The following is an 18,300-nucleotide window of genomic DNA, read 5'->3' as shown; positions in this document are numbered from 1 at the left end:
TGCTGTGACGGCTACCCCTGCCCGCCGTGCCCGGGCCGCCAACGACGAACTCGTTCTCGCCGAACTCCGACGATCCGGCGCACTGAGCCGTGCGGAGCTGGGACGCCGCACCGGGTTGCCCAAGACGACGCTGTTCAGCACCGTTGCGGCACTGCTGGACAGCGGAGTTCTCGTCGAACGCGAGGCCGTCGACAACGGCAGCCGCAGCCGGGGCCGCCCGGCCTCGCAGGTGGTGCTCAACCCTGCGGCCGGCCTGTACGCCGGCCTGGACATAGGGCGGGCCCGGATGCGTGCCGTCATCGTCAACGCGTCGCACGAGGTCGTGGCCAGTGGCGCGTGCGACGTGCCTTCCTGTGTTCGCGCGGACGTGGTCGTTCCCGCGGCGGTGGACCTCATCCGCAGCGCCGGCGCGGAGGCGGGCATCAGCCTCGCCGCGCTGGCCGGTCTGGGCGCCGGTTTCGCCGGTGTACCGGGAGTCGAGATCGACGCGGAGGAGATCGAGCAGGTCCGCCGCGAGCTGAACGATGTGTTCGACGCGCCCGTGGCTCTCGGCAACAACTCGCGGGCGGCGGCGCTGGCCGAGGCCACCTGGGGTGCCGGCCGCGCGGTGGAGGACCTGGTGTACGTGCGCTGGTCCACCGGAATCGGCGGCGGATTCGTGGTCGGAGGCCGGGCCGTGGCCGGTGCGCACGGGGGTGCCGGAGAGATCGGCCATGTGAGCGTGGACCCCGCTGGCAAACGCTGCCACTGCGGTGGCCGCGGGTGCCTGGAGGGCTTCGCGGGCGGGGCCGTCCTGCTGGAGCAGTGCGCCCGGCGGGGCCTTGAGGTGGACGGACTCGACGGGCTGGTTTCCGCCGCTCAGAACCTGTCGCCGGTCGTCATGGAGGTGGTGGGCGCCGCGGCACGGCGGCTCGGTGGGGTGCTGGCGGGGACGGTGGCGCAACTCGACCCCTCCCGGATCGTCGTCGGAGGAGAGCTGGCGCAGCTCGGCTCCCTGATCCTCGACCCGGTCAGGCAGGCCGTGGCACAGCTGGCGCTCCCGCTCGCCAGGCGCCGGGTCGAAGTGGTCCAGGCCGACCTCGGCGTCAACGCGGCCGCTCTGGGCGCCGTGGCCCTCCTGCTGCGGCAGAGGACGGTCTCCGACTGAACGCCCCGGTCCGGGGCCGGTCTCCCGGTCGTCGAAATGGTCTCGGGGCTCGACTTGGGAACACGCTGATGCGCGTTGCGTGGGTCAGGGTCTCATTAATATGATCTGAACAAGGAAAAATTCGGCTCCGCATTCCGGCGAGGCCGGCGGCTGGTGCGACGGCCTGGCGGGCGACGTCCGCGTCGGCGAGTGGGCTGCCCCGCCGCGTGTGTGACGGGAAGGAACGTCATGGACGGCATCGACATCTCCTTGAGTCACGGTTCGCCCTCGTCGGACGGCGCGGCGGCAGGGGGTGGCGGCGCGTGCTGCGGCCCGCGCCGCCCCTTCGGCCCATCGGGAACCGGGACGCAGCGCACCGGACGGGCGCCGGGTCCGGCACGGCGGGATCGCCAGGACCTCCTGCGCGGTATGGCCGCCATCCCCGGCGGCACCTTCTGGATGGGCGGCGCCGACGCCGACGCGTTCCCCGCCGATGGCGAGGGCCCGGTCCGGCAGGTGACACTCAAGCCCTTCCACATCGACACCGCCGCGGTCTCCAACGCCAGGTTCGCCGCTTTCGTCAAAGCCACCGGATACACCACGGAGGCCGAGCAGTTCGGCTGGTCCTACGTCTTCGCCGGTTTCCTCGCCCCCGAGGCCCGCCGCCACCTCATCGACGGAACCGTGCCGGGCGCGCCCTGGTGGCTTGCCGTGCGCGGAGCGTCCTGGCGCTGCCCCGAAGGTCCCGGCTCCTCGATCGGTGCCCGATCCAACCACCCGGTGGTGCACGTCTCCTGGAACGACGCCCATGCCTACGCGGCCTGGGCCGGCAAACGCCTGCCCACCGAGGCGGAGTGGGAGATGGCCGCCCGCGGCGGGCTCGATCGGCGGCGCTACCCGTGGGGTGACGAACTCACCCCGAACGGCCGCCACCGCTGCAACATCTGGCGGGGCGACTTCCCGCACCGCAACACCGCCGAGGACGGTTACACCGGCACCGCCCCCGTGAACGCGTTCGCCCCCAACGGCTACGGGCTGTTCAACACCTCCGGCAACGTCTGGGAATGGTGCGCCGACTGGTTCAGCCCCGACTGGCACGCCCCCGACACCCCCCTGACCCGGAGCGACCCGCTCGGGCCAGTCACCGGCCAGGCCCGCGTCATGCGTGGCGGCTCCCACATGTGTCACCACTCCTACTGCAACCGCTACCGGGTCGCCGCCCGCACGGCCAACGCTCCGGACAGCTCCGCCGGGCACACCGGCTTCCGCTGCGCCTACTCCGAGTGACCGTCACCATCGCACGGTGCCGGGCCTGCGCGACCGCCGCCTGTCCGAGGACGAACAGGCGATCGTGCACCAGAAACGTCGCCAGGTGAGGGCGACGTTCTCTGAACTACCGATCGCGGCCTGATCAGCCGTCCGCAGAAGGTCCGTTCGCCTCCTCTGTGTGTAAGGCAATCCGGCCGAAGGTCGGCATGAACTGGGCTCCGTCGATGCCGACGTGCTGGACGAGGAGCCCGAACTCGCCGGCCTCGAAACGGGGCGAACTGACCGCCCCCGCCCGGTACACCGGATGCGCGGGCTCCCTCACCGACCGCGCGCTCGACCGCGGCCGACCGGTCCGGTAGCTCCTCTAAGTCAGCCGGCCCTCGCGGGCGATGACCCGGCCGGCCCGCACGACCATGGACGGAATCGGGCGGTCCACGACTACCTCGGGCAGCGAACCGGCGGCCACCAGGACGAAGTCGGCCGGGTCCCCGGTCTCCAGCCTGGAGGCGGGCAGACCGAGCAGGGAGGCGCCGCCCTGGGCCACCGCCTCGTAGCAGGAGGCGAGTTCGGCATCGGTGCGGGCATCCGTGCGGTAGGCGAGCAGATGGGCCCGGGCGAGCATGTCGCCGTCACCGAACGGCGTCCAGGCATCGCGCACGCCGTCCGAGCCGACGGCCACCCGCACGCCGTGCGGGGTGAGCCGTGCGGGGTTCAGGACCGGGTCACCGCCCAGGGCACAGGTGACCAGGGAGACGCCGGCATCGGCCAACCGCGCCGCTACGGCGTCGCGTTCGTCACCCCCGAGCTCGGCCACGGCGAAGGCGTGGCCGAGGGTGACGCATCCCTGCATTCCGGTGGCGACGGTACGCCGGGCGATCTCGGTGACCTGGCGCAGGCCGGCGGGCCCGCCGTCGTGCAGATGGATGTCGACCGGTACGCCCTTGCGGGCGGCCAGCCCGAACACGAAGTCCAACTGGCCGTCCATGTCGCCGTCGATGCCGATCGGGTCGAGGCCGCCGACCACGTCGGCCCCCTCGGACAGGGCCTGCTCCATGAGTTCGGCGGTTCCGGGCTCGCTCAACAGGCCGAGCTGGGGGAAGGCGACGATCTGGACGTCGAGGAGGTCCTTGCGGGCATCGGCCGCCGCCCGCACCCCGTGCACCCCGGAGAGGCCGTGGACGGGGGCGACATCCACATGGGCCCGCATGGCGCGGGTGCCACGGGCGATGGCCCGGTCCATGAGTGCCCCGACCCGCTCCTCCACCGGAGTCGTGAAAGCCGTCCTGGCCCGCACATCGCCGTCGATCAGGTCCCGGAGCGTGCCGGCGGGTTCGCGGCTCAGCCAGGGCCCGCCCCAGGTCGACTTGTCGGGGTGGATGTGCGCGTCGACGGGCGAGGGCAGGGCAAGGGCTCCCGCGGCGTCCACGGTCACGCAGCCGTCGGGCAACTCCGCCGGGTCGTACGCGGCGATCCGGCCGTCGGAGACCAGCAGGTCACGGGTGCGCCCGTCGAGGGAACGGACGGTGGTGAACAGGACATGGGGGCAGGCGGGGGCGGGCGTCGCCATGGGGCGGGCTCTCCTTCGTGGTGCGGGACGTCGTGCGTGGGACGGTCGTCTTGGTCAGGGCCGCCGACGGGGGCCGGGATCCGTCGGTTCATCGGTGGCCGCGGTGGTGGCGGCGAGCATCTGCATCGCGGTATCGCGCGTCCCGGCCACATGGCTGCGGGCGATCCGTTCCGCCACCTCCGCGTCGCCGCTCCGAATCGCCTCGAAGAGCAGTTCGTGCTCGCCGCACATCACGGGCCCGTCGCCCGGCTCGGAGGTGAGGCTGAAGAGCCGGCGCAACCGGCCGTCGAGCGGTGCCATCAGGTCCTGGAGCAGTGGATTGCCGGACATGACGACGATCTGCTGATGGAAGTCGGCATGGACCGAGCCCAGTTCGCGGGTCCGGCGGGAGGAGTCCGCGACGCGGCGGGCTCGGTCCAGGAGCCTTTCCAGGGTGCGCAGGCCGTCCCGGTCGGCGTGCCGGGCGGCCAGCGAGGCCGCCAGCGCCTCCAGGCGTTCCCGGATGTCGAAGAAGTGCGCGGCCTCGGCCGGGCCGAGCGGGGCGACGAACGCGCCCTTTCGTGCCTGGGCGGCGATGAATCCCTCGGTCTCCAGTCGCTGAATGGCTTCCCGTACGGGGATGCGGGACACCCCCAGCTCGTCCGCGAGTTCCCGCTCGACGATCCGGTGCCCGGAGGGGTAGCGGCCGTCGATGATCCTTTCGCGCAGTTCCACATAGACCTGGTCGCGCAGGGACTGATGTGCCGCACCGATGGTGCCGGTGGCGGTGAGGCCGGCGGTTCGGCTGCTGCTCATGGACTCGCTTCCTGCCCGTCTGAGCCGGTCTCTTCCGGCTCCCGTGCCGTGATCATCGCAGATTTCGGAAAGGTTCTGCAGACCCTTGCTTGGTATTCGGTATACCAGATAGCTTGAGCGCCGCGCCTAATCCGGCCGCTCTGAACTGGTCTTTTCCGCTGACCCATGCCTGGTGTCGGCATCAACTTCGGCGTCCTGCCGCCCTTTCGCACCTGAGGAACCACCGATGACGCAACCCTCGACGACCGTCCCGCCGCCCACATCCCCCTCCTCCGGTATCCCGAACACCGCCCCGTCGTCCGGCAGCCCGGCGGGGCGCCTCGCCAAGGGGCAGATCGGCACCTTCGATCTGGTCTTCTTCGTCGTGGCGGCGGCCGCGCCGCTGACCGTGCTGGCCGGTGTCGCGCCGTTCGCCATCGGCATCGGCGGTCCGGGCACCCCGCTCGGCTATCTGGTATCCGGTGCGCTGCTGGTGCTGTTCGCCGCCGGGTTCACTGCGATGAGCCGCTACGTACGCAATGCCGGAGCCTTCTACGCGTATGTCGCCCGAGGGCTCGGCCGGACGCTCGGCGTCGCCACCGCCTACCTGGCGACGCTCTCGTACAACCTGGTCGCCCCGGGTGTCGCCGCCGGGTTCGGCTACTTCGCCTCGACGACGCTGAGCGATCTCACCGGTGCGGAGCTGCCCTGGTGGCCGCTGTCGACCCTCTGCGTGCTGGGCACCGGGGTGCTGGGCTGGCTGCGGGTCACGCTGAGCGCGAAGGTGTTGGGGGTGGCACTGGTCCTGGAGGTCCTGGTGCTGCTGGTGATGGATATCGGGGTGCTGGCGGGCCGGGGAACCGACGCCCTGGACCTCACGTCCTTCGATCCGTCCGTGCTGGCCTCCTCCGGCGGCATGGCCGGGATGTTCGTCCTGGTCATCGGCGCGTTCACGGGCTTCGAGGCGACCGCGATCTACGCCGAGGAGGCACGCGACGCGGAGCGCACGGTGCCCCGCGCCACCTTTGTCGCGATCGGGTTCCTGGCGCTGTTCTACGCCGTCGGGGTGTGGATCCTGATGGGCAGCTTCGGCACGGACGAGTCGGTCGCGATGGCCCGGTCGTCGGACGGCCCACAGTTGACATTCCACGCGGCCGACCAGTTCGTCGGCCCCTGGCTCGCCGACTCCATGCATGTGCTGATCGTGGTCAGCGCGTTCGCCGCCACCCTCGCCTTCCACAATGCCGCGGCCCGCTATCTCTACGCCCTGGGCCGCGAGGGCCTGCTGCCGCGCCGGCTGGGCCGGGTGTCGGCCCGGCAGGGTTCACCGGTGACGGCAGTCGTGGTGCAGACCGTCTTCGGCCTGGTGATCGTGGTGGGCGGTGCGCTGATCGGCGCGGATCCGTACTCCGAGATCTTCCTGTGGACCAACAGCACCGGCGTCCTCGGCATCATGATCATGCAGGCGCTGGCCGCGCTCGCCGTCTGCTTCTTCTTCCGCCGTGACCGGTGCGGCATGTCGGTCTGGCGGGTCGCGGTCGCACCGCTGATCGCCTTCGTGGGTCTCGCCGTCCTGTCCGTGCTCGCCACGCTCCACTTCGACCTGCTCACCGGACGCACGGGGGCGGTCAACGCGGCGCTGCTGGTGCCGCTGCCGGTGGTGCTCGTGGCCGGGATCGTGGTGGCCCTGCGCATCCGCCGTACCGACCCCGGGCGGTACGCGCAACTCACCGAGGTGGATGTCGAACGGGACTGAGTACTTGACGCTGTTGGGACTCTTGGTTTCCGCGCTCTGCCGGACGGCGCCGGCGGACCGTCGCCGAATCCGGAACCTGCCCGATCCTGGTGGCCGCCGCATGCCCCGAATGGGTCGACCAGGTGCTGCTCGTGGAGGACTGGAGCCACCGCTACGCGGACCGGATCGACAACGGGCGTCTGCCCGCCTCCAGGACCAAGCAGCACGAACTCGCCGTGCGCTGCGCCACCCACGGCTACAACCCACGGCGTCGCCCTGATCACCCCCGTGCCGCGCTGACCGTTCAGCGCTGGTGCCAGACCGGCGCGTAGCGCCAGAACAGTCGTCGGCGCAGCCATGCGCCGGGTAGTGCTCGGCGGGCGTACGGGCAGCCGGCCCTGTGCGCGGTTGTGTCGGCGACTGCACGGTCACCACCGCATCCGCCGCGTGTCATGGTGAGAGCAGACGGCGGATTTTCGGCACAGGGGGTACGGGGTCGTGGGGGACACGGGGGCGCAGTGGCAGGCCGCTCGGTTGGACGGGCTGCTGCGTGAGATGAGGCGGCAGGCGTCGAGTGGGGCCGAGCCGGACGTGCGGAAGGTTCTCGAGTGGCTGTACCGGCAGACCGGCGTGGACGTGGCGCTGGCGGCGGACGCGGCGGGCACGGTGGAGATGTCCACTGAGGGTTGTCCGGGGGAAAGGATTCTGGGCCCGCTGGCTCCGCTGCTGGGGCAGTTGTGCGGTGGTGGAACGGCCGCGGCGGCGACCTGAGTGGACGACCTGTATGTGCATTGTGAGGCCCTTGGCGCGAATGGTCCGCGCCGGGTGCTGGTCGCGGTCGGCAGTTGTGTGCCGGGCTCGGGGGTGGTGGCCTTGATCTCGCACGCCGGCAGTCTCATGACTGTCCTGCGTCGTGCCTGGGACGCCGACCGGACGTTGCGCGGCTACCAGTACAAGGCGCGCCAGCTGCGGTTCGCTGTGCTTTCGGCGCTGCTGGCGGGTGAGCCGACTCTGGCCCGCCGTATGACAACCGGTGCCGTTCCGCCGCTGCTGGACGCCGACCGGCTCCGGGTCTATCTGCTGCGCTGCCCTCCGACCGACCGCGACCCGATCACGCGGGCCTATCAGGACCCTTCTGGCTACCACGGCCGGGACCTCATCGTTCAGTGCCCCGCTTTCAAGGAACATCTGATCGGTCTCATAGCCGACGACGAGGAGGAGGTCGACGGTTCAAGTCGCCAGGCACTGGGCCGGGGTGAGGCCTTACGCCGCCTGGTGCGCGACAACCCGCACTATGCACTGGGCATCAGCGACCCGCACCCCTTGGGTGCGACGGCCGAGGCCTGCAGCCAGGCCACCCATGCCCTGGCCGTCGCCCGCAGCACCCCCACCCGCATCGCCCCGCACGACGGCCAGAGTCCGCTGGCAGGCCTCCTGCCACGCCAGCAGGCCCTCATCTGGGCCCGTACACTTCTGCGTCCACTGGATGCCCTCCCGAAGACCACCACCGACATCACCCGTCTCACGATGGCCATGCCCCGATCCGCCGTGGCCCGTCTCATCAACATCAGCCGCAACACCATCACCGCCCACCTCCGACGCGCAGGGCGGGCCCTCGACCTGGACCTCGACGACGTCCGCGCCCGCGCCGCCGTGAACCTGGCCCTCGCCCTCACCAGCACATGCGCCGGCCCCGAACCCGAGACGCATAACCCAACCCCCACCCTGGACGACCTGCTGCAAACCGATCCCGCCGGCGCCTGGGCCCAGGCCTTCCTCCGCCCACTGCCAGCCCACCACCGCCGCACCCTGCAGACGTGGATCGACGCGAACGCCGACGCCCAGGACGCCGCCCGCCGGATCGGTATCAGCCGCAACACCGTTCGAACCCACCTGCGCACCGCCGAAGCTCTGCTGGGCCGCGACCTACTGACCCACGGCACCGGCATCCACGACATCGTTCATGCCCTCCGTATCACCGCTGACCTGGCCGCTTGAGCACCGTGCACGGTCCGGCGCCCGGACTTGAGCACCGTGCACATTGGGGGGCGCCGTCTGGACGGCACGCGCGCACCAGCTGCTCCACGCGCCCGCGATGCCGTGTCCGTTCTCACGCCCGGTGCCGGGCATCCGGCAGCCCGGGATTCTGTCCGCCCGTGACAGGTTGAGGCGTCGGCAGCTCGTTGAAGAACGACTCGGCTTCATCGCGACGGATACCCATGATCATGTCGATCAGTGCGCGTGTATCGGTCTCTCTGTGCTCGGCGGAAGACGGCTCACCCGCTGTCCCGAGGCGGGCGATCTTCCACTTGAGGTACGCATGGCTGATCGCTATCTCCGTATTACGCAGCAGAATCCACGACTGGTCGAAGCGGTAGAAGGAGCGCAGAGCTGTGACTGCAGAGATGGCCACACCCACAAGTGACAGGACCAGTTCCTTATGGGCGAATTGAGAGGTGGCGAGCAGCGGAAGCAGAGCACCGGTGATGATCACGACGATGCCGCTGAACCGATGACCTCGTCTGTGCCAGCGTGCGCGGGCATCGTAAAAGTGCCGCAACTGTTGGACATACCGCTCCACAGCCGCATCCAACTCATCATCGGCAACATTCAAGAAATCGTGCAGGGACGGAGCGCGTAACCTTTGCACAGGTTTCCGCACGGGGCCTCCCTCATATCGTTGACCCCCGGTGGGCCACCGGTAGATACCCGTCGAAGTAGAAGTTGTCCGCCACGCGTGTGGCGCGGGCTTCAGTCTCTGCTGAGGTGATGGTCCAGGCAAGGAGTGGGATGCCTCGCCGCTGCCAGAGCGTGGCGTAGGGGGACGGCAGCATCTCGAACTCGTATGCGATGAAGTCCGGAGATGTCACAAGGTTGGTGACCATTGTTCGACCGATCAAGGCGGCCGCCCAGCTTGCGGAGCGCAATGCCCCGGAGACCTGCCCAACAGGTCTGTCATTGATCAGGCGCCGTAGCCGGTATACGGCTAGAGGGTCGAAGGATTGCAGAGCGACAGGGCCGCGGTAGTCCTGAATTCTCGCAGCTACTGCTCTTTCCAGTCGTGGGCTCAACTCTGAACTCCAGCGCCGAACATCGATGACGACAGGGATCCGGCCGTCGATGACCTCCAGGGCCTGTTCGAGAGTGGGCACCGGTTCACCGGACTCACCAAGTCGCAACCGCTCCAGGTCCACACGGCCTATCTGGGAGACGTGCAGTGGGGACCCTGTCATCCGCTCCAGCGTGGCATCGTGCAAAACGACGAGTGTGCTGTCATGGGCCAACTGGACATCGAGTTCGATCGGGATGTCCCGCTCGACTGCGCGACGGAATGCCGCCAGGGAGTTCTCGGGGATGCCGAGCGAGGTGTCGAAAAGGCCACGGTGCGCGATCGGCGCGGAAACAAGCCAGTTGAAGTCCCGCACAGGACCCTCCCACGGTAGGCACCCCCTTCCTGGGTATCCCCTCAGGGAGTCCGGGGAACCTGATTCCCGCTTCGTGCGTGCGGCCCGCGGCTTCGTTCACGTCTGACGGCAGCGTTTGTCGATCCGGATGCTCTCCCTCGACGCTCTGCGCGGCGCGGTGAGCGGCGACTTCTCCGTCAAGTTGAGCGTGTTGCGGTAGGGGAAGCCCCAAGCCTGCAGAAGGCAGGCCTGCCGGGCTGACATCGTCCACTACTCGGTGGTACCGTATAGCAGTACTCGGTACTACGGAGTACCGCTGGGTCGAGGAGGACTCGCGATGGACGACCTGACGGAGATGCTGAAGGGCACGCTCGAAGGGTGCGTGCTCGAAATCATCAGCAGCGAGGAAACCTACGGCTACGCCATCACTCGTCAGCTGAACGAGCTCGGCTTCGCCGACGTCGTCGAGGGGACGGTGTACACCATCTTGCTGCGACTGGAGAGGAACAAACTCGTCCAGGTGACGAAACGGCCATCCGGGGTCGGTCCGCCGCGCAAGTTCTACGCGCTCAACGACGCCGGACGCGAGGAACTCGCGAAGTTCTGGACGAAATGGCAGTACGTCTCATCACGCGTCGACAGGCTCAAGGAGGGCGGGAGATGAACTTCTGGGAGACCATCACAGGCAGCGATCTCACCAGGGATTGGAAGGCGTTCGAAGCCCGGGCCGAGGCCCTGCCGGACGACTACCGGGCGGCGTGGGAACAGATCAAGGGCCACCTCTTTCCCCATGGGGACTTCACTGGCCGCAACCTGATGCCGATCCTCGACGCCGCCCTGGGGCTGCTCGAAGAAACGGCGGCGGACGGGCAGAGCGTCCACGAGGTCCTCGGCGACGACATCCGGGGCTTTTGCGCGGCGCTGGCCGGTGGAGAGGGGGCCCGAACCTATCGCGACCGCTGGCGCGAGCAGTTGAACAGGAACGTCGCAAGGAAATTGAGCCGGCTGGGAGGCTGACGTGGGCATCCAGGACATCATCGAGGGCAAGAAGCAGTGGCGGGCGCACATGGCTCGGGTCAAGGCGCTCCCGCCGGACTACCGGATCGTCTACAAGGAGATGCAGAAGTACCTGTTCAAGGTCGGACCGATCGACCTCTCTGACGGGCCTCTGCTCCCTGAGATCGTTGACTTCTTCGAGGGCGGTGTCGCTGCGGGCAAGGGGGTATTGGAACTCATCGGCAACGACGTCGCCGCGTTCTGCGACGACCTGGTCAAGGACTCACGCACCTATGCGGACGTCTACCAGGAGTCCATCAGCAGGGAACCCGGTACGGCCGAGAAGTAGCCCTCACCTCATGCCAGTCGGCGTAGTGGCCCGCACGCGCGGTTCGTTCGTCTCGGCGCAGCGCGAACAGGCGCGAGCCGACCGGCCACCGGAAGCCGCCGCAGATCCTGTCCACCGAGGCGGTCGAGCAGGCCCGCGATACGTGGCTCAGCCCTGCCCATGCCCCCGGGGAGCAGGTCTCGGGCGGCGGGCCGCTCGACGCCATTCCCCAAGACGACACGACTGACGTGCAGTACGGACGGTCACTCGGTCCGGGTTCCGAAAACTTCCGCTCCCCCTGCGTCTTCAGCCTCCGAAAGGAAGCCATCATGCCCTTATCTGTCATGCCCACATCCAGGCAAGGCGACGGTCAGTCGTCGCCGACCGCAGTCTCCGCCGTCGGGCTACGCAAGTCATACGGCGAGAGACTCGTCCTCGACAGTATCGATCTGCACATCCCGGCCGGGTCCGTGTTCGCGCTGCTCGGCCCGAACGGCGCCGGCAAGACCACCGCCGTCAAGATCCTGTCCACGCTCATCACCGCCGACGCCGGTGACCTGCACGTCGGCGGGCACAACCTGGCCGCCGACCCACAGGCGGTCCGTGCCGTGATCGGTGTCACCGGGCAGTTCTCCGCCGTCGACGGGCTGATCACCGGCGAGGAGAACATGCTCCTCATGGCGGACCTGCACCACTTGTCGAAGAGCGAGGGACGGCAGGTCGCCGCCGAGCTCCTGGAGCGCTTCGACCTGGCAGAGGCCGCGAAGAAGCCCGCCTCGACCTGCTCCGGCGGCATGAAGCGCCGCCTCGACCTCGCAATGACGCTGGTCGGCAGCCCACGGATCATCTTCCTCGACGAGCCCACCACCGGACTCGACCCGCGCAGCCGACACAACATGTGGGGCATCATCCGCGGCCTCGTCTCCGACGGCGTCACCGTCTTCCTCACCACCCAGTACCTGGACGAGGCCGACGAACTCGCCGACCGCATAGCTGTGTTGAACGACGGCAAGATCGTCGCCGAGGGAACCCCCGAGGAGCTCAAGCGCATCGTCCCCGGCGGACACGTCCACCTCCGCTTCACCGACCCGGCCGCCTACCGCGCCGCCGTCTCCGCCCTGAACGAGGCCACCCGCAACGACGAGGCCCTTGACCTGCAGATCCCCAGCGACGGCACCCAGCGCGAACTGCGCGTCATCCTCGACCACTTGGACGCCGCCGGCATCGAAGCCGACGAACTCACCGTCCACACCCCCGACCTCGACGACGTCTTCTTCGCCCTCACCGACAGGACCGACGTGCCCCGTCAGTCCGCCCAGTCCACGGAGAGCGCCCGATGAGCAACCTCGCCCTCGCCGTCCGCGACTCGAGCACGATGCTGCGTCGCAATCTGCTGCACGCGCGGCGCTACCCGTCCGGAACCCTGAACCTGCTGCTCGCGCCGATCATGCTGCTGCTGCTCTTCGTCTACATCTTCGGCGACGTGATGAGCGCGGGCATCGGTGGCGGCGGGGCGGACCGCTCCCAGTACATCGCCTATATCGTCCCGGGCATCCTTCTGATGAGCATCGGCTCCACCGTGATCGGGGCCGCGGTCTACATCTCCATGGACATGAGCGAGGGCCTCGTCGCCCGCTTCCGCACCATGGCCATCCACCGCAGCTCCGTGATCATCGGGCACGTCGTCGGCAGCGTGCTGCAGTGCATCGCCGGCGTGGTCCTCGTCAGTGCCGTCGCCGTGGCCATCGGCTTCCGGTCCACGGACGCCACTGTCCTGGAATGGCTGGCGGCGTTCGGACTGATCACGCTCTTCGCCCTTGCGCTTACCTGGATCGCGGTCGGTATGGGTATGGCCAGCCCGAACGCCGAGGCGGCCGCCAACAGCGCACAGCCTCTGATCCTCCTCCCGCTCATCTCGAGCGCCTTCCTCCCGGCCGACACGATGCCGGGCTGGTTCCAGCCGATCGCCGAGTACCAGCCGTTCACCCCGGCCATCGAGACCTTGCGCGGCCTGCTGCTCGGTACCGAGATCGGCGACAACGGGTGGATCGCGATCGTCTGGTGTGTCGGCCTGACCGTGCTCGGCTACCGCTGGTCGACGGCGCAGTTCAACCGCGACCCGAAATGAGTGCCTCGGCTGTTTCCTGTGGCCCTCCCGCTCCAGGGCGGCTTACTCGACACCGTGTCGGCGTCCTCGACCTGCCAGTCCGGGGCTGCGGTCATCGTCGGCTGAAAGGGCTGGAGACTTGCGGGTACCGGCCTCGTCCGGGGTGGTGACCGATCGGGGCGTGCCGCTCGGTCTGCCGCTGCGCCACCGGACACCTTCCTTCGGGGCCACCGGTCAGCCGAGCCGCATGAGGGCGAGGTTGAGGGTGACGACGTTCACCCGGCGCTGACCGAGGAAGCCGAGATCGCGGCCCTGCAGGTGCTGCTCGACCAGTCGGCGTACGGCCGCCGGGTCCAGGCCACGGGCTTTGGAGACGCGGTTGACCTGCTCATCGGCGTAGGCCGGGGAGATGTGCGGGTCGAGACCGGAGCCGCTGGACGTGAGCGCGTCCGGCGGGACCTGTGACGGGTCGACACCGTCGAAGGCGGCCACGGCCGCCCTGCGGTTCTGGACGGTCTTCGTCAGGGCTGCGTCGTTGGGGCCGAGGTTGGACCCGCCCGAGGCGGTCGGGTCGTAACCGGTGCCCGCCGCCGAGGGCCGGGGCTGGAACCACTTCGGGTCCGGCTGCGGCTGCTCCTTCGGGTCGTTCGGGTTCTTCTTGGGCAGGTTGTAGTTCTGGCCCAGCAGGCCGGAGCCGACCACCTGCCCGTTCTGTTCAAGCTGCGAGCCGTTGGCCCGCCGGGGGAAGGCGCTTTGGGCGATTCCGGTGAGCAGCAGCGGGTACGCCAGCCCGCAGATCACGGTGAAGACCAGGAGCAGGCGCAGCGCGGTCAGGTGCAGCCGGATCCAGGGCACGAGTGAGGTCGGCACGGCAGCTCTCCCTTCAGTGCAGCCCGGGAAGGAACTGAACCAGGAGGTCGATGACCTTGATCCCCAGGAAGGGCAGGATCAGCCCGCCCACCCCGTAGACGCCGAGGTTGCGGCGCAGCAGTGCCGAGGCCGAGGAGGGCCGGTAGCGAACGCCGCGCAGGGCGAGCGGGATCAGGGCGACGATGATCAGCGCGTTGAAGATGATCGCTGAGGTGATCGCCGAGGTGGGGCTGTGCAGGCCCATGATGTTGAGGTGATTCAGGCCCGGGTAGACGCCGGCGAACATCGCAGGGATGATCGCGAAGTACTTCGCAACGTCGTTGGCGATCGAGAAGGTGGTCAGCGCGCCGCGGGTGATGAGCAGTTGTTTGCCGATCTCGACGATCTCGATCAGCTTGGTGGGGTTGGAGTCGAGGTCGACCATGTTGCCGGCCTCCTTGGCGGCCGAGGTACCGGTGTTCATCGCCACGCCCACGTCGGCCTGGGCGAGGGCCGGGGCGTCGTTGGTGCCGTCACCGGTCATCGCGACCAGTTTTCCGCCGCCCTGCTCCTGCCGGATCAGCGCCATCTTGTCCTCCGGGGTGGCCTCGGCGAGGAAGTCGTCCACACCGGCCTCGTCGGCGATGGCCCGGGCGGTGAGCGGGTTGTCGCCGGTGATCATGACGGTCCGGATACCCATCCGGCGGAGGTCCTCGAACCGCTCCCGGATGCCGTGCTTGACCACGTCCTTGAGGTGGAGGACGCCCAGGACACGGGCGGGCTCGTCACCGTGCCGGTCTGCGACGACGAGCGGCGTGCCGCCGGCGGCGGAGATACCGTCGACGAGCGGGCCGATCTCCGTGCCTGGCGTACCCCCGTTGTCCTGCACCCAGCGGATCACCGCACCGGCCGCGCCCTTGCGGATACACCGGATGCTGCCGTCCTCGGGCAGGTCGGCGCCGCTCATCCGGGTCTGGGCGGAGAACTGGATCCACTCGGCGTGCCCGATCTCCTGCTGGGTCCGGGCGCGCAGGCCGTACTTCTCCTTGGCGAGGACGACGATGGACCGGCCCTCAGGTGTCTCGTCGGCGAGGCTGGATAGCTGCGCCGCGTCGGCCAGTTGCCGCACGTCTGTGCCGCCGACCGGGGTGAACTCGGCGGCCTGGCGGTTGCCGAAGGTGATGGTGCCGGTCTTGTCGAGGAGAAGGGTGGAGACGTCACCGGCCGCCTCGACCGCCCGGCCCGACATGGCAAGCACGTTGCGCTGCACCAGCCGGTCCATGCCCGCGATGCCGATCGCCGAGAGCAGTGCGCCGATGGTGGTGGGGATCAGCGCCACCAGCAGGGCGACCAGGACGACGATGGTCTGCTCGGCGCCCGCGTAGGCGGCCATCGGCTGCAGGGTGACCACCGCGAGCAGGAAGACGAGCGTCAGCGACGCCAGCAGGATGTCGAGCGCGATCTCATTGGGGGTCTTCTGCCGGGCGGCGCCCTCGACCAGGGCGATCATGCGGTCGATGAAGGTCTCCCCGGGCTTGGAGACGATCTTCACGATGATCCTGTCGGACAGCACGGTGGTGCCGCCGGTGACCGCGCTGCGGTCGCCACCGGACTCGCGGATCACGGGAGCCGACTCCCCGGTGATCGCGGACTCGTCGACCGAGGCTGCGCCCTCGACCACGTCGCCGTCGCCCGGAATGAGCTGGCCTGCCTCGACGATCACATGATCACCGGGCCTCAGGTCGGCTGCGGGGATCGTCTCCTCCGGCACTACCACCTGGCCGGGGCGCCACGGTGAGGTGATCCGCCGGGCGACGGCCTCGGTACGGGTGCGGCGCAACGTGTCCGCCTGGGCCTTGCCCCGGCCCTCGGCCACGGCCTCGGCCAGGTTGGCGAAGACCACCGTGAGCCCCAGCCAGACGGTGATCAGCCAGGCGAAGACGCTGGTGTGCCGGATCGCCGAGTAGGTGGTCAGCGCGAAACCGACCTCCACCACGAACATGACCGGGCGACGGGCCATCACCCGGGGGTCGAGCTTTCGCAGCGCGTCCGGGAGGGAACGGGCCAGCTGTTTCGCATCCAGCATCCCGCCCGAGACCCGGTGCGCCTGGTGCGCGGGCGGTGCGCCCGCCGGCGCCGTCACCGGCGGATTCCTTCCGCCAGCGGCCCCAGGGCGAGAGAGGGGAAGTAGGTGAGCCCGACGACGATCAGGACGACGCCGGTCAGCATCCCCACGAACAGAGGCCGGTGGGTGGGCAGCGTGCCGGCGGTCACCGGGACCGGGCTCTGCTGGGCCAGCGATCCGGCCAGGGCCAGCACGAACACCATCGGCAGCAGCCGTCCGAACAGCATGACCAGGCCGAGCGCGGTGTTCCACCAGGTGCTGGTGGCGGTGAGACCGGCGAACGCGGAGCCGTTGTTGTTGGCTGCCGAGGTGAAGGCGTACAGCACCTCGGAGAAGCCGTGCGCGCCGCTGTTGAGCATGGCGGCCCGCTCCGACGTGAACGTCATCGCCGTGCCGGTGCCGATCAGCACGAGCGCCGGGGTGGCGAGAATGTAGAGGGAAGCGAACTTGATCTCCCGGCTGCCGAGTTTCTTGCCCAGGTACTCGGGAGTGCGGCCGACCATCAGACCCGCCACGAAGACGGTCACGATCGCCAGGATCAGCATGCCGTACAGCCCTGAACCCGTACCGCCCGGCGCGATCTCACCGAGCATCATGTTGAACAGCAGCACGCCTCCGCCGAGCGGAGAGTACGAGTCGTGGGATGAGTTGACCGCACCCGTCGAGGTCAGAGTGGTGGAGGCGGCGAACAGCGTCGAGGCCGGGATGCCGAAGCGGACCTCCTTGCCCTCCATCGCCGCACCCGCCGCCTTGAGCGCCGTGCCCTCGTGCTGCCATTCGAAGAAGGTCAGCAGGCAGGCAGAGGCGATCCAGAGCAGCGCCATCACGGCGACGACGGCGTGGCCCTGGCGCCGGTCGCCGACCATCGTTCCGAAGGTGCGCGGCAACGAGAAGGAGATCACCAGGAGCAGGTAGATCTCCAGCCAGTTGGTCAACGGCGTGGGGTTCTCGAACGGATGCGCGGAGTTGGCGTTGTAGAAGCCGCCTCCGTTGGTGCCCAGCTCCTTGATGGCCTCCTGGGTGGCCACCGGACCGCCGGGAAGGCTCTGGGTGTCGCCGCTCATCGTGGTGACCTGGACAGCCGGGTGCAGATTCTCCACCATGCCGCAGGCCACGAAAACGACGGCGAAGACGACTGAGACCGGCAGCAGCAGGCGCAACGTCAGCCGAGTGACGTCCACCCAGAAGTTGCCCACCCGGTCGGTGCGGCTGCGGGCGAACCCCCGGATCAGCGCCGCCACGACGGCGATACCCACAGCGGCCGAGAGGAAGTTCTGCACCGTCAGCCCCGCCATCTGCACCAGATGGCCCATGCTCGACTCGCCCGAGTACGACTGCCAGTTGGTATTGGTCACGAAGGAGACAGCGGTGTTCCAGGCGGTCGCGGCAGGCACCGCCGGGAAGCCGAGCGAGAGCCACAGGTGGTTCTGCAGACGCTGGAAACCGTAGAGGAAGAGCACCGAGACCGCGGAGAAGGCGAGCACGCTGCGCAGATAGGCCATCCAGGGCTGGTCGAAGTCCGCGTTGACACCGATCAAGCGGTAGAGGCCGCGTTCTGTCCGCAGATGCCTGCGGCTGGTCAGCAGGTGCGCCAGATAGTCACCGAGCGGCCGGTGCGAAAGCGCGAGCGCGGCCACCAGGGACAGCGCCTGCAGACTGCCCGCAAGCGCCGGGTCCACCTCAGAACCTCTCCGGGTGGATGAGGGCCAGAACCAGATAGACGACGATGACCGCGGCGACCGCCAGCCCCAGGACGTTGTCAGCCGTCACAGGCGCCCCACCCCCTTGGCCAGAACGGCAAGGACGCCGAACGCGAGGATGGTCACACCGATGAAGACCAGGTCCACCACGGTGACTCCACTCCGTAACTGATCGATCGGGTCCGGTGAGGACATTGTCGGCCGCAGAGGGAAGGGCGTACCGACTTTTCCTGGGCCATCAGGGTCGGGCGCAAGGATTGCGTCAACGGTTGGTGCTGGTTCGTCGCGCGGTGTGCCGGGCCTGCTACACCGGAGGTCAG

The 18,300-nt window shown here is 69.0% G+C and carries 20 protein-coding genes; 11 read left to right on the top strand and 9 right to left on the bottom strand.

Going from position 1 to position 18,300, the window contains the following annotated elements:
• Positions 1 to 4 precede the first annotated feature (4 nt).
• On the top strand, positions 5 to 1,147 hold the full coding sequence (locus tag ACFU6I_RS20460) for an ROK family transcriptional regulator (protein WP_384368533.1): 1,143 nt from the start codon (positions 5 to 7) through the stop codon (positions 1,145 to 1,147).
• A gap of 228 nt (positions 1,148 to 1,375) precedes the next feature.
• Positions 1,376 to 2,413, top strand: coding sequence for a formylglycine-generating enzyme family protein (locus ACFU6I_RS20455; RefSeq protein WP_384368530.1), 1,038 nt, complete (start codon positions 1,376 to 1,378; stop codon positions 2,411 to 2,413).
• A 346-nt stretch (positions 2,414 to 2,759) separates the two neighbouring features.
• On the opposite strand, the gene ACFU6I_RS20450 is transcribed toward ACFU6I_RS20455, so the two are convergent.
• Both ACFU6I_RS20450 and ACFU6I_RS20445 read right to left on the bottom strand, forming a co-directional pair.
• Complete coding sequence (locus tag ACFU6I_RS20450) at positions 2,760 to 3,962, bottom strand: amidohydrolase (RefSeq protein WP_384368527.1); 1,203 nt, start codon at positions 3,960 to 3,962, stop codon at positions 2,760 to 2,762.
• Between the two features lie 54 nt (positions 3,963 to 4,016).
• Positions 4,017 to 4,757, bottom strand: a complete 741-nt coding sequence (locus tag ACFU6I_RS20445; RefSeq protein ID WP_384368524.1) for a GntR family transcriptional regulator — start codon at positions 4,755 to 4,757, stop codon at positions 4,017 to 4,019.
• Positions 4,758 to 4,983: 226 nt separating this feature from the next.
• Between ACFU6I_RS20445 and ACFU6I_RS20440 the strand changes: the two genes are divergently transcribed.
• The 4 genes from ACFU6I_RS20440 to ACFU6I_RS20425 all read left to right on the top strand — a co-directional run bounded on the left by ACFU6I_RS20440 (position 4,984) and on the right by ACFU6I_RS20425 (position 8,469).
• Complete coding sequence (locus tag ACFU6I_RS20440) at positions 4,984 to 6,492, top strand: APC family permease (RefSeq protein ID WP_384368521.1); 1,509 nt, start codon at positions 4,984 to 4,986, stop codon at positions 6,490 to 6,492.
• Positions 6,493 to 6,581: 89 nt separating this feature from the next.
• Positions 6,582 to 6,803 carry a hypothetical protein gene (locus ACFU6I_RS20435; protein WP_384368518.1) on the top strand — a complete coding sequence of 74 codons (222 nt, stop codon included), beginning with the start codon at positions 6,582 to 6,584 and terminating at the stop codon, positions 6,801 to 6,803.
• A 166-nt stretch (positions 6,804 to 6,969) separates the two neighbouring features.
• Positions 6,970 to 7,242 (top strand): hypothetical protein, encoded by a 273-nt coding sequence (locus ACFU6I_RS20430; RefSeq protein WP_384368515.1) that lies wholly within the window; start codon positions 6,970 to 6,972, stop codon positions 7,240 to 7,242.
• Between the two features lie 126 nt (positions 7,243 to 7,368).
• The gene (locus tag ACFU6I_RS20425) at positions 7,369 to 8,469 is read left to right on the top strand and encodes a helix-turn-helix domain-containing protein (protein ID WP_384368512.1); all 1,101 of its coding nucleotides are present in this window, start codon (positions 7,369 to 7,371) and stop codon (positions 8,467 to 8,469) included.
• A gap of 112 nt (positions 8,470 to 8,581) precedes the next feature.
• Here ACFU6I_RS20425 and ACFU6I_RS20420 read toward each other — a convergent pair whose 3' ends face one another.
• A complete protein-coding gene (locus ACFU6I_RS20420) occupies positions 8,582 to 9,133 on the bottom strand; it encodes a DUF4231 domain-containing protein (RefSeq protein ID WP_384368509.1) in 552 nt (183 codons plus the stop codon).
• A gap of 10 nt (positions 9,134 to 9,143) precedes the next feature.
• The gene (locus tag ACFU6I_RS20415) at positions 9,144 to 9,896 is read right to left on the bottom strand and encodes a glycerophosphodiester phosphodiesterase family protein (RefSeq protein WP_384368506.1); all 753 of its coding nucleotides are present in this window, start codon (positions 9,894 to 9,896) and stop codon (positions 9,144 to 9,146) included.
• A 316-nt stretch (positions 9,897 to 10,212) separates the two neighbouring features.
• On the opposite strand from ACFU6I_RS20415, the gene ACFU6I_RS20410 reads away from it, so the two are divergent.
• The 5 genes from ACFU6I_RS20410 (at position 10,213) to ACFU6I_RS20390 (ending at position 13,327) form a co-directional block, all read left to right on the top strand.
• Positions 10,213 to 10,539 (top strand): PadR family transcriptional regulator, encoded by a 327-nt coding sequence (locus ACFU6I_RS20410; protein WP_384368503.1) that lies wholly within the window; start codon positions 10,213 to 10,215, stop codon positions 10,537 to 10,539.
• Positions 10,536 to 10,892 carry a DUF1048 domain-containing protein gene (locus ACFU6I_RS20405; RefSeq protein WP_327249101.1) on the top strand — a complete coding sequence of 119 codons (357 nt, stop codon included), beginning with the start codon at positions 10,536 to 10,538 and terminating at the stop codon, positions 10,890 to 10,892. Before ACFU6I_RS20410 ends, ACFU6I_RS20405 begins: the two co-directional genes overlap by 4 nt.
• A 1-nt stretch (position 10,893) precedes the next feature.
• Positions 10,894 to 11,220: a DUF1048 domain-containing protein gene (locus ACFU6I_RS20400; RefSeq protein ID WP_384368500.1), complete on the top strand. Its 327-nt coding sequence runs from the start codon at positions 10,894 to 10,896 to the stop codon at positions 11,218 to 11,220.
• A 323-nt stretch (positions 11,221 to 11,543) separates the two neighbouring features.
• A complete protein-coding gene (locus ACFU6I_RS20395) occupies positions 11,544 to 12,539 on the top strand; it encodes an ATP-binding cassette domain-containing protein (RefSeq protein WP_384368593.1) in 996 nt (331 codons plus the stop codon).
• On the top strand, positions 12,536 to 13,327 hold the full coding sequence (locus ACFU6I_RS20390; protein WP_384368497.1) for an ABC transporter permease: 792 nt from the start codon (positions 12,536 to 12,538) through the stop codon (positions 13,325 to 13,327). The genes ACFU6I_RS20395 and ACFU6I_RS20390 overlap by 4 nt, the downstream gene beginning before the upstream one ends.
• A 213-nt stretch (positions 13,328 to 13,540) precedes the next feature.
• Here ACFU6I_RS20390 and kdpC read toward each other — a convergent pair whose 3' ends face one another.
• Genes kdpC through ACFU6I_RS20365 form a run of 5 tightly spaced genes read right to left on the bottom strand, consistent with a single transcriptional unit; the run spans position 13,541 to position 18,175 of the window.
• Positions 13,541 to 14,176, bottom strand: a complete 636-nt coding sequence (kdpC, locus tag ACFU6I_RS20385; protein WP_384368494.1) for a K(+)-transporting ATPase subunit C — start codon at positions 14,174 to 14,176, stop codon at positions 13,541 to 13,543.
• A 13-nt stretch (positions 14,177 to 14,189) separates the two neighbouring features.
• Positions 14,190 to 16,241, bottom strand: coding sequence for a potassium-transporting ATPase subunit KdpB (gene kdpB / locus ACFU6I_RS20380; protein ID WP_384368590.1), 2,052 nt, complete (start codon positions 16,239 to 16,241; stop codon positions 14,190 to 14,192).
• A gap of 53 nt (positions 16,242 to 16,294) precedes the next feature.
• Positions 16,295 to 17,959 (bottom strand): potassium-transporting ATPase subunit KdpA, encoded by a 1,665-nt coding sequence (kdpA, locus tag ACFU6I_RS20375; RefSeq protein WP_384368491.1) that lies wholly within the window; start codon positions 17,957 to 17,959, stop codon positions 16,295 to 16,297.
• A 1-nt stretch (position 17,960) separates the two neighbouring features.
• Positions 17,961 to 18,050, bottom strand: a complete 90-nt coding sequence (locus tag ACFU6I_RS20370; protein WP_384368488.1) for a potassium-transporting ATPase subunit F — start codon at positions 18,048 to 18,050, stop codon at positions 17,961 to 17,963.
• The gene (locus ACFU6I_RS20365; RefSeq protein WP_384046006.1) at positions 18,047 to 18,175 is read right to left on the bottom strand and encodes a hypothetical protein; all 129 of its coding nucleotides are present in this window, start codon (positions 18,173 to 18,175) and stop codon (positions 18,047 to 18,049) included. The genes ACFU6I_RS20370 and ACFU6I_RS20365 overlap by 4 nt, the downstream gene beginning before the upstream one ends.
• Positions 18,176 to 18,300 lie beyond the last annotated feature (125 nt).

The sequence above is a fragment of the Streptomyces sp. NPDC057486 genome, from assembly GCF_042802415.1.
Classification (GTDB): Bacteria; Actinomycetota; Actinomycetes; order Streptomycetales; family Streptomycetaceae; genus Streptomyces; species Streptomyces yanii.
The sequence above is the reverse complement of the archived record's forward strand: the minus strand, read 5'-3'. Positions and strand labels throughout refer to the sequence as shown.

Bases quoted from the DNA above. Each gene is read 5' to 3' on its own strand.
- ACFU6I_RS20440 (WP_384368521.1), top strand. From the start codon at position 4,984: ATGACGCAACCCTCGACGACCGTCCCGCCGCCCACATCCCCCTCCTCC.
- ACFU6I_RS20450 (WP_384368527.1), bottom strand. From the start codon at position 3,962: ATGGCGACGCCCGCCCCCGCCTGCCCCCATGTCCTGTTCACCACCGTC.
- ACFU6I_RS20405 (WP_327249101.1), top strand. From the start codon at position 10,536: ATGAACTTCTGGGAGACCATCACAGGCAGCGATCTCACCAGGGATTGG.
- ACFU6I_RS20395 (WP_384368593.1), top strand. From the start codon at position 11,544: ATGCCCACATCCAGGCAAGGCGACGGTCAGTCGTCGCCGACCGCAGTC.
- kdpB (WP_384368590.1), bottom strand. From the start codon at position 16,241: ATGCTGGATGCGAAACAGCTGGCCCGTTCCCTCCCGGACGCGCTGCGA.
- ACFU6I_RS20390 (WP_384368497.1), top strand. From the start codon at position 12,536: ATGAGCAACCTCGCCCTCGCCGTCCGCGACTCGAGCACGATGCTGCGT.
- ACFU6I_RS20410 (WP_384368503.1), top strand. From the start codon at position 10,213: ATGGACGACCTGACGGAGATGCTGAAGGGCACGCTCGAAGGGTGCGTG.
- ACFU6I_RS20425 (WP_384368512.1), top strand. From the start codon at position 7,369: ATGACTGTCCTGCGTCGTGCCTGGGACGCCGACCGGACGTTGCGCGGC.
- ACFU6I_RS20365 (WP_384046006.1), bottom strand. From the start codon at position 18,175: ATGTCCTCACCGGACCCGATCGATCAGTTACGGAGTGGAGTCACCGTG.
- ACFU6I_RS20445 (WP_384368524.1), bottom strand. From the start codon at position 4,757: ATGAGCAGCAGCCGAACCGCCGGCCTCACCGCCACCGGCACCATCGGT.
- ACFU6I_RS20455 (WP_384368530.1), top strand. From the start codon at position 1,376: ATGGACGGCATCGACATCTCCTTGAGTCACGGTTCGCCCTCGTCGGAC.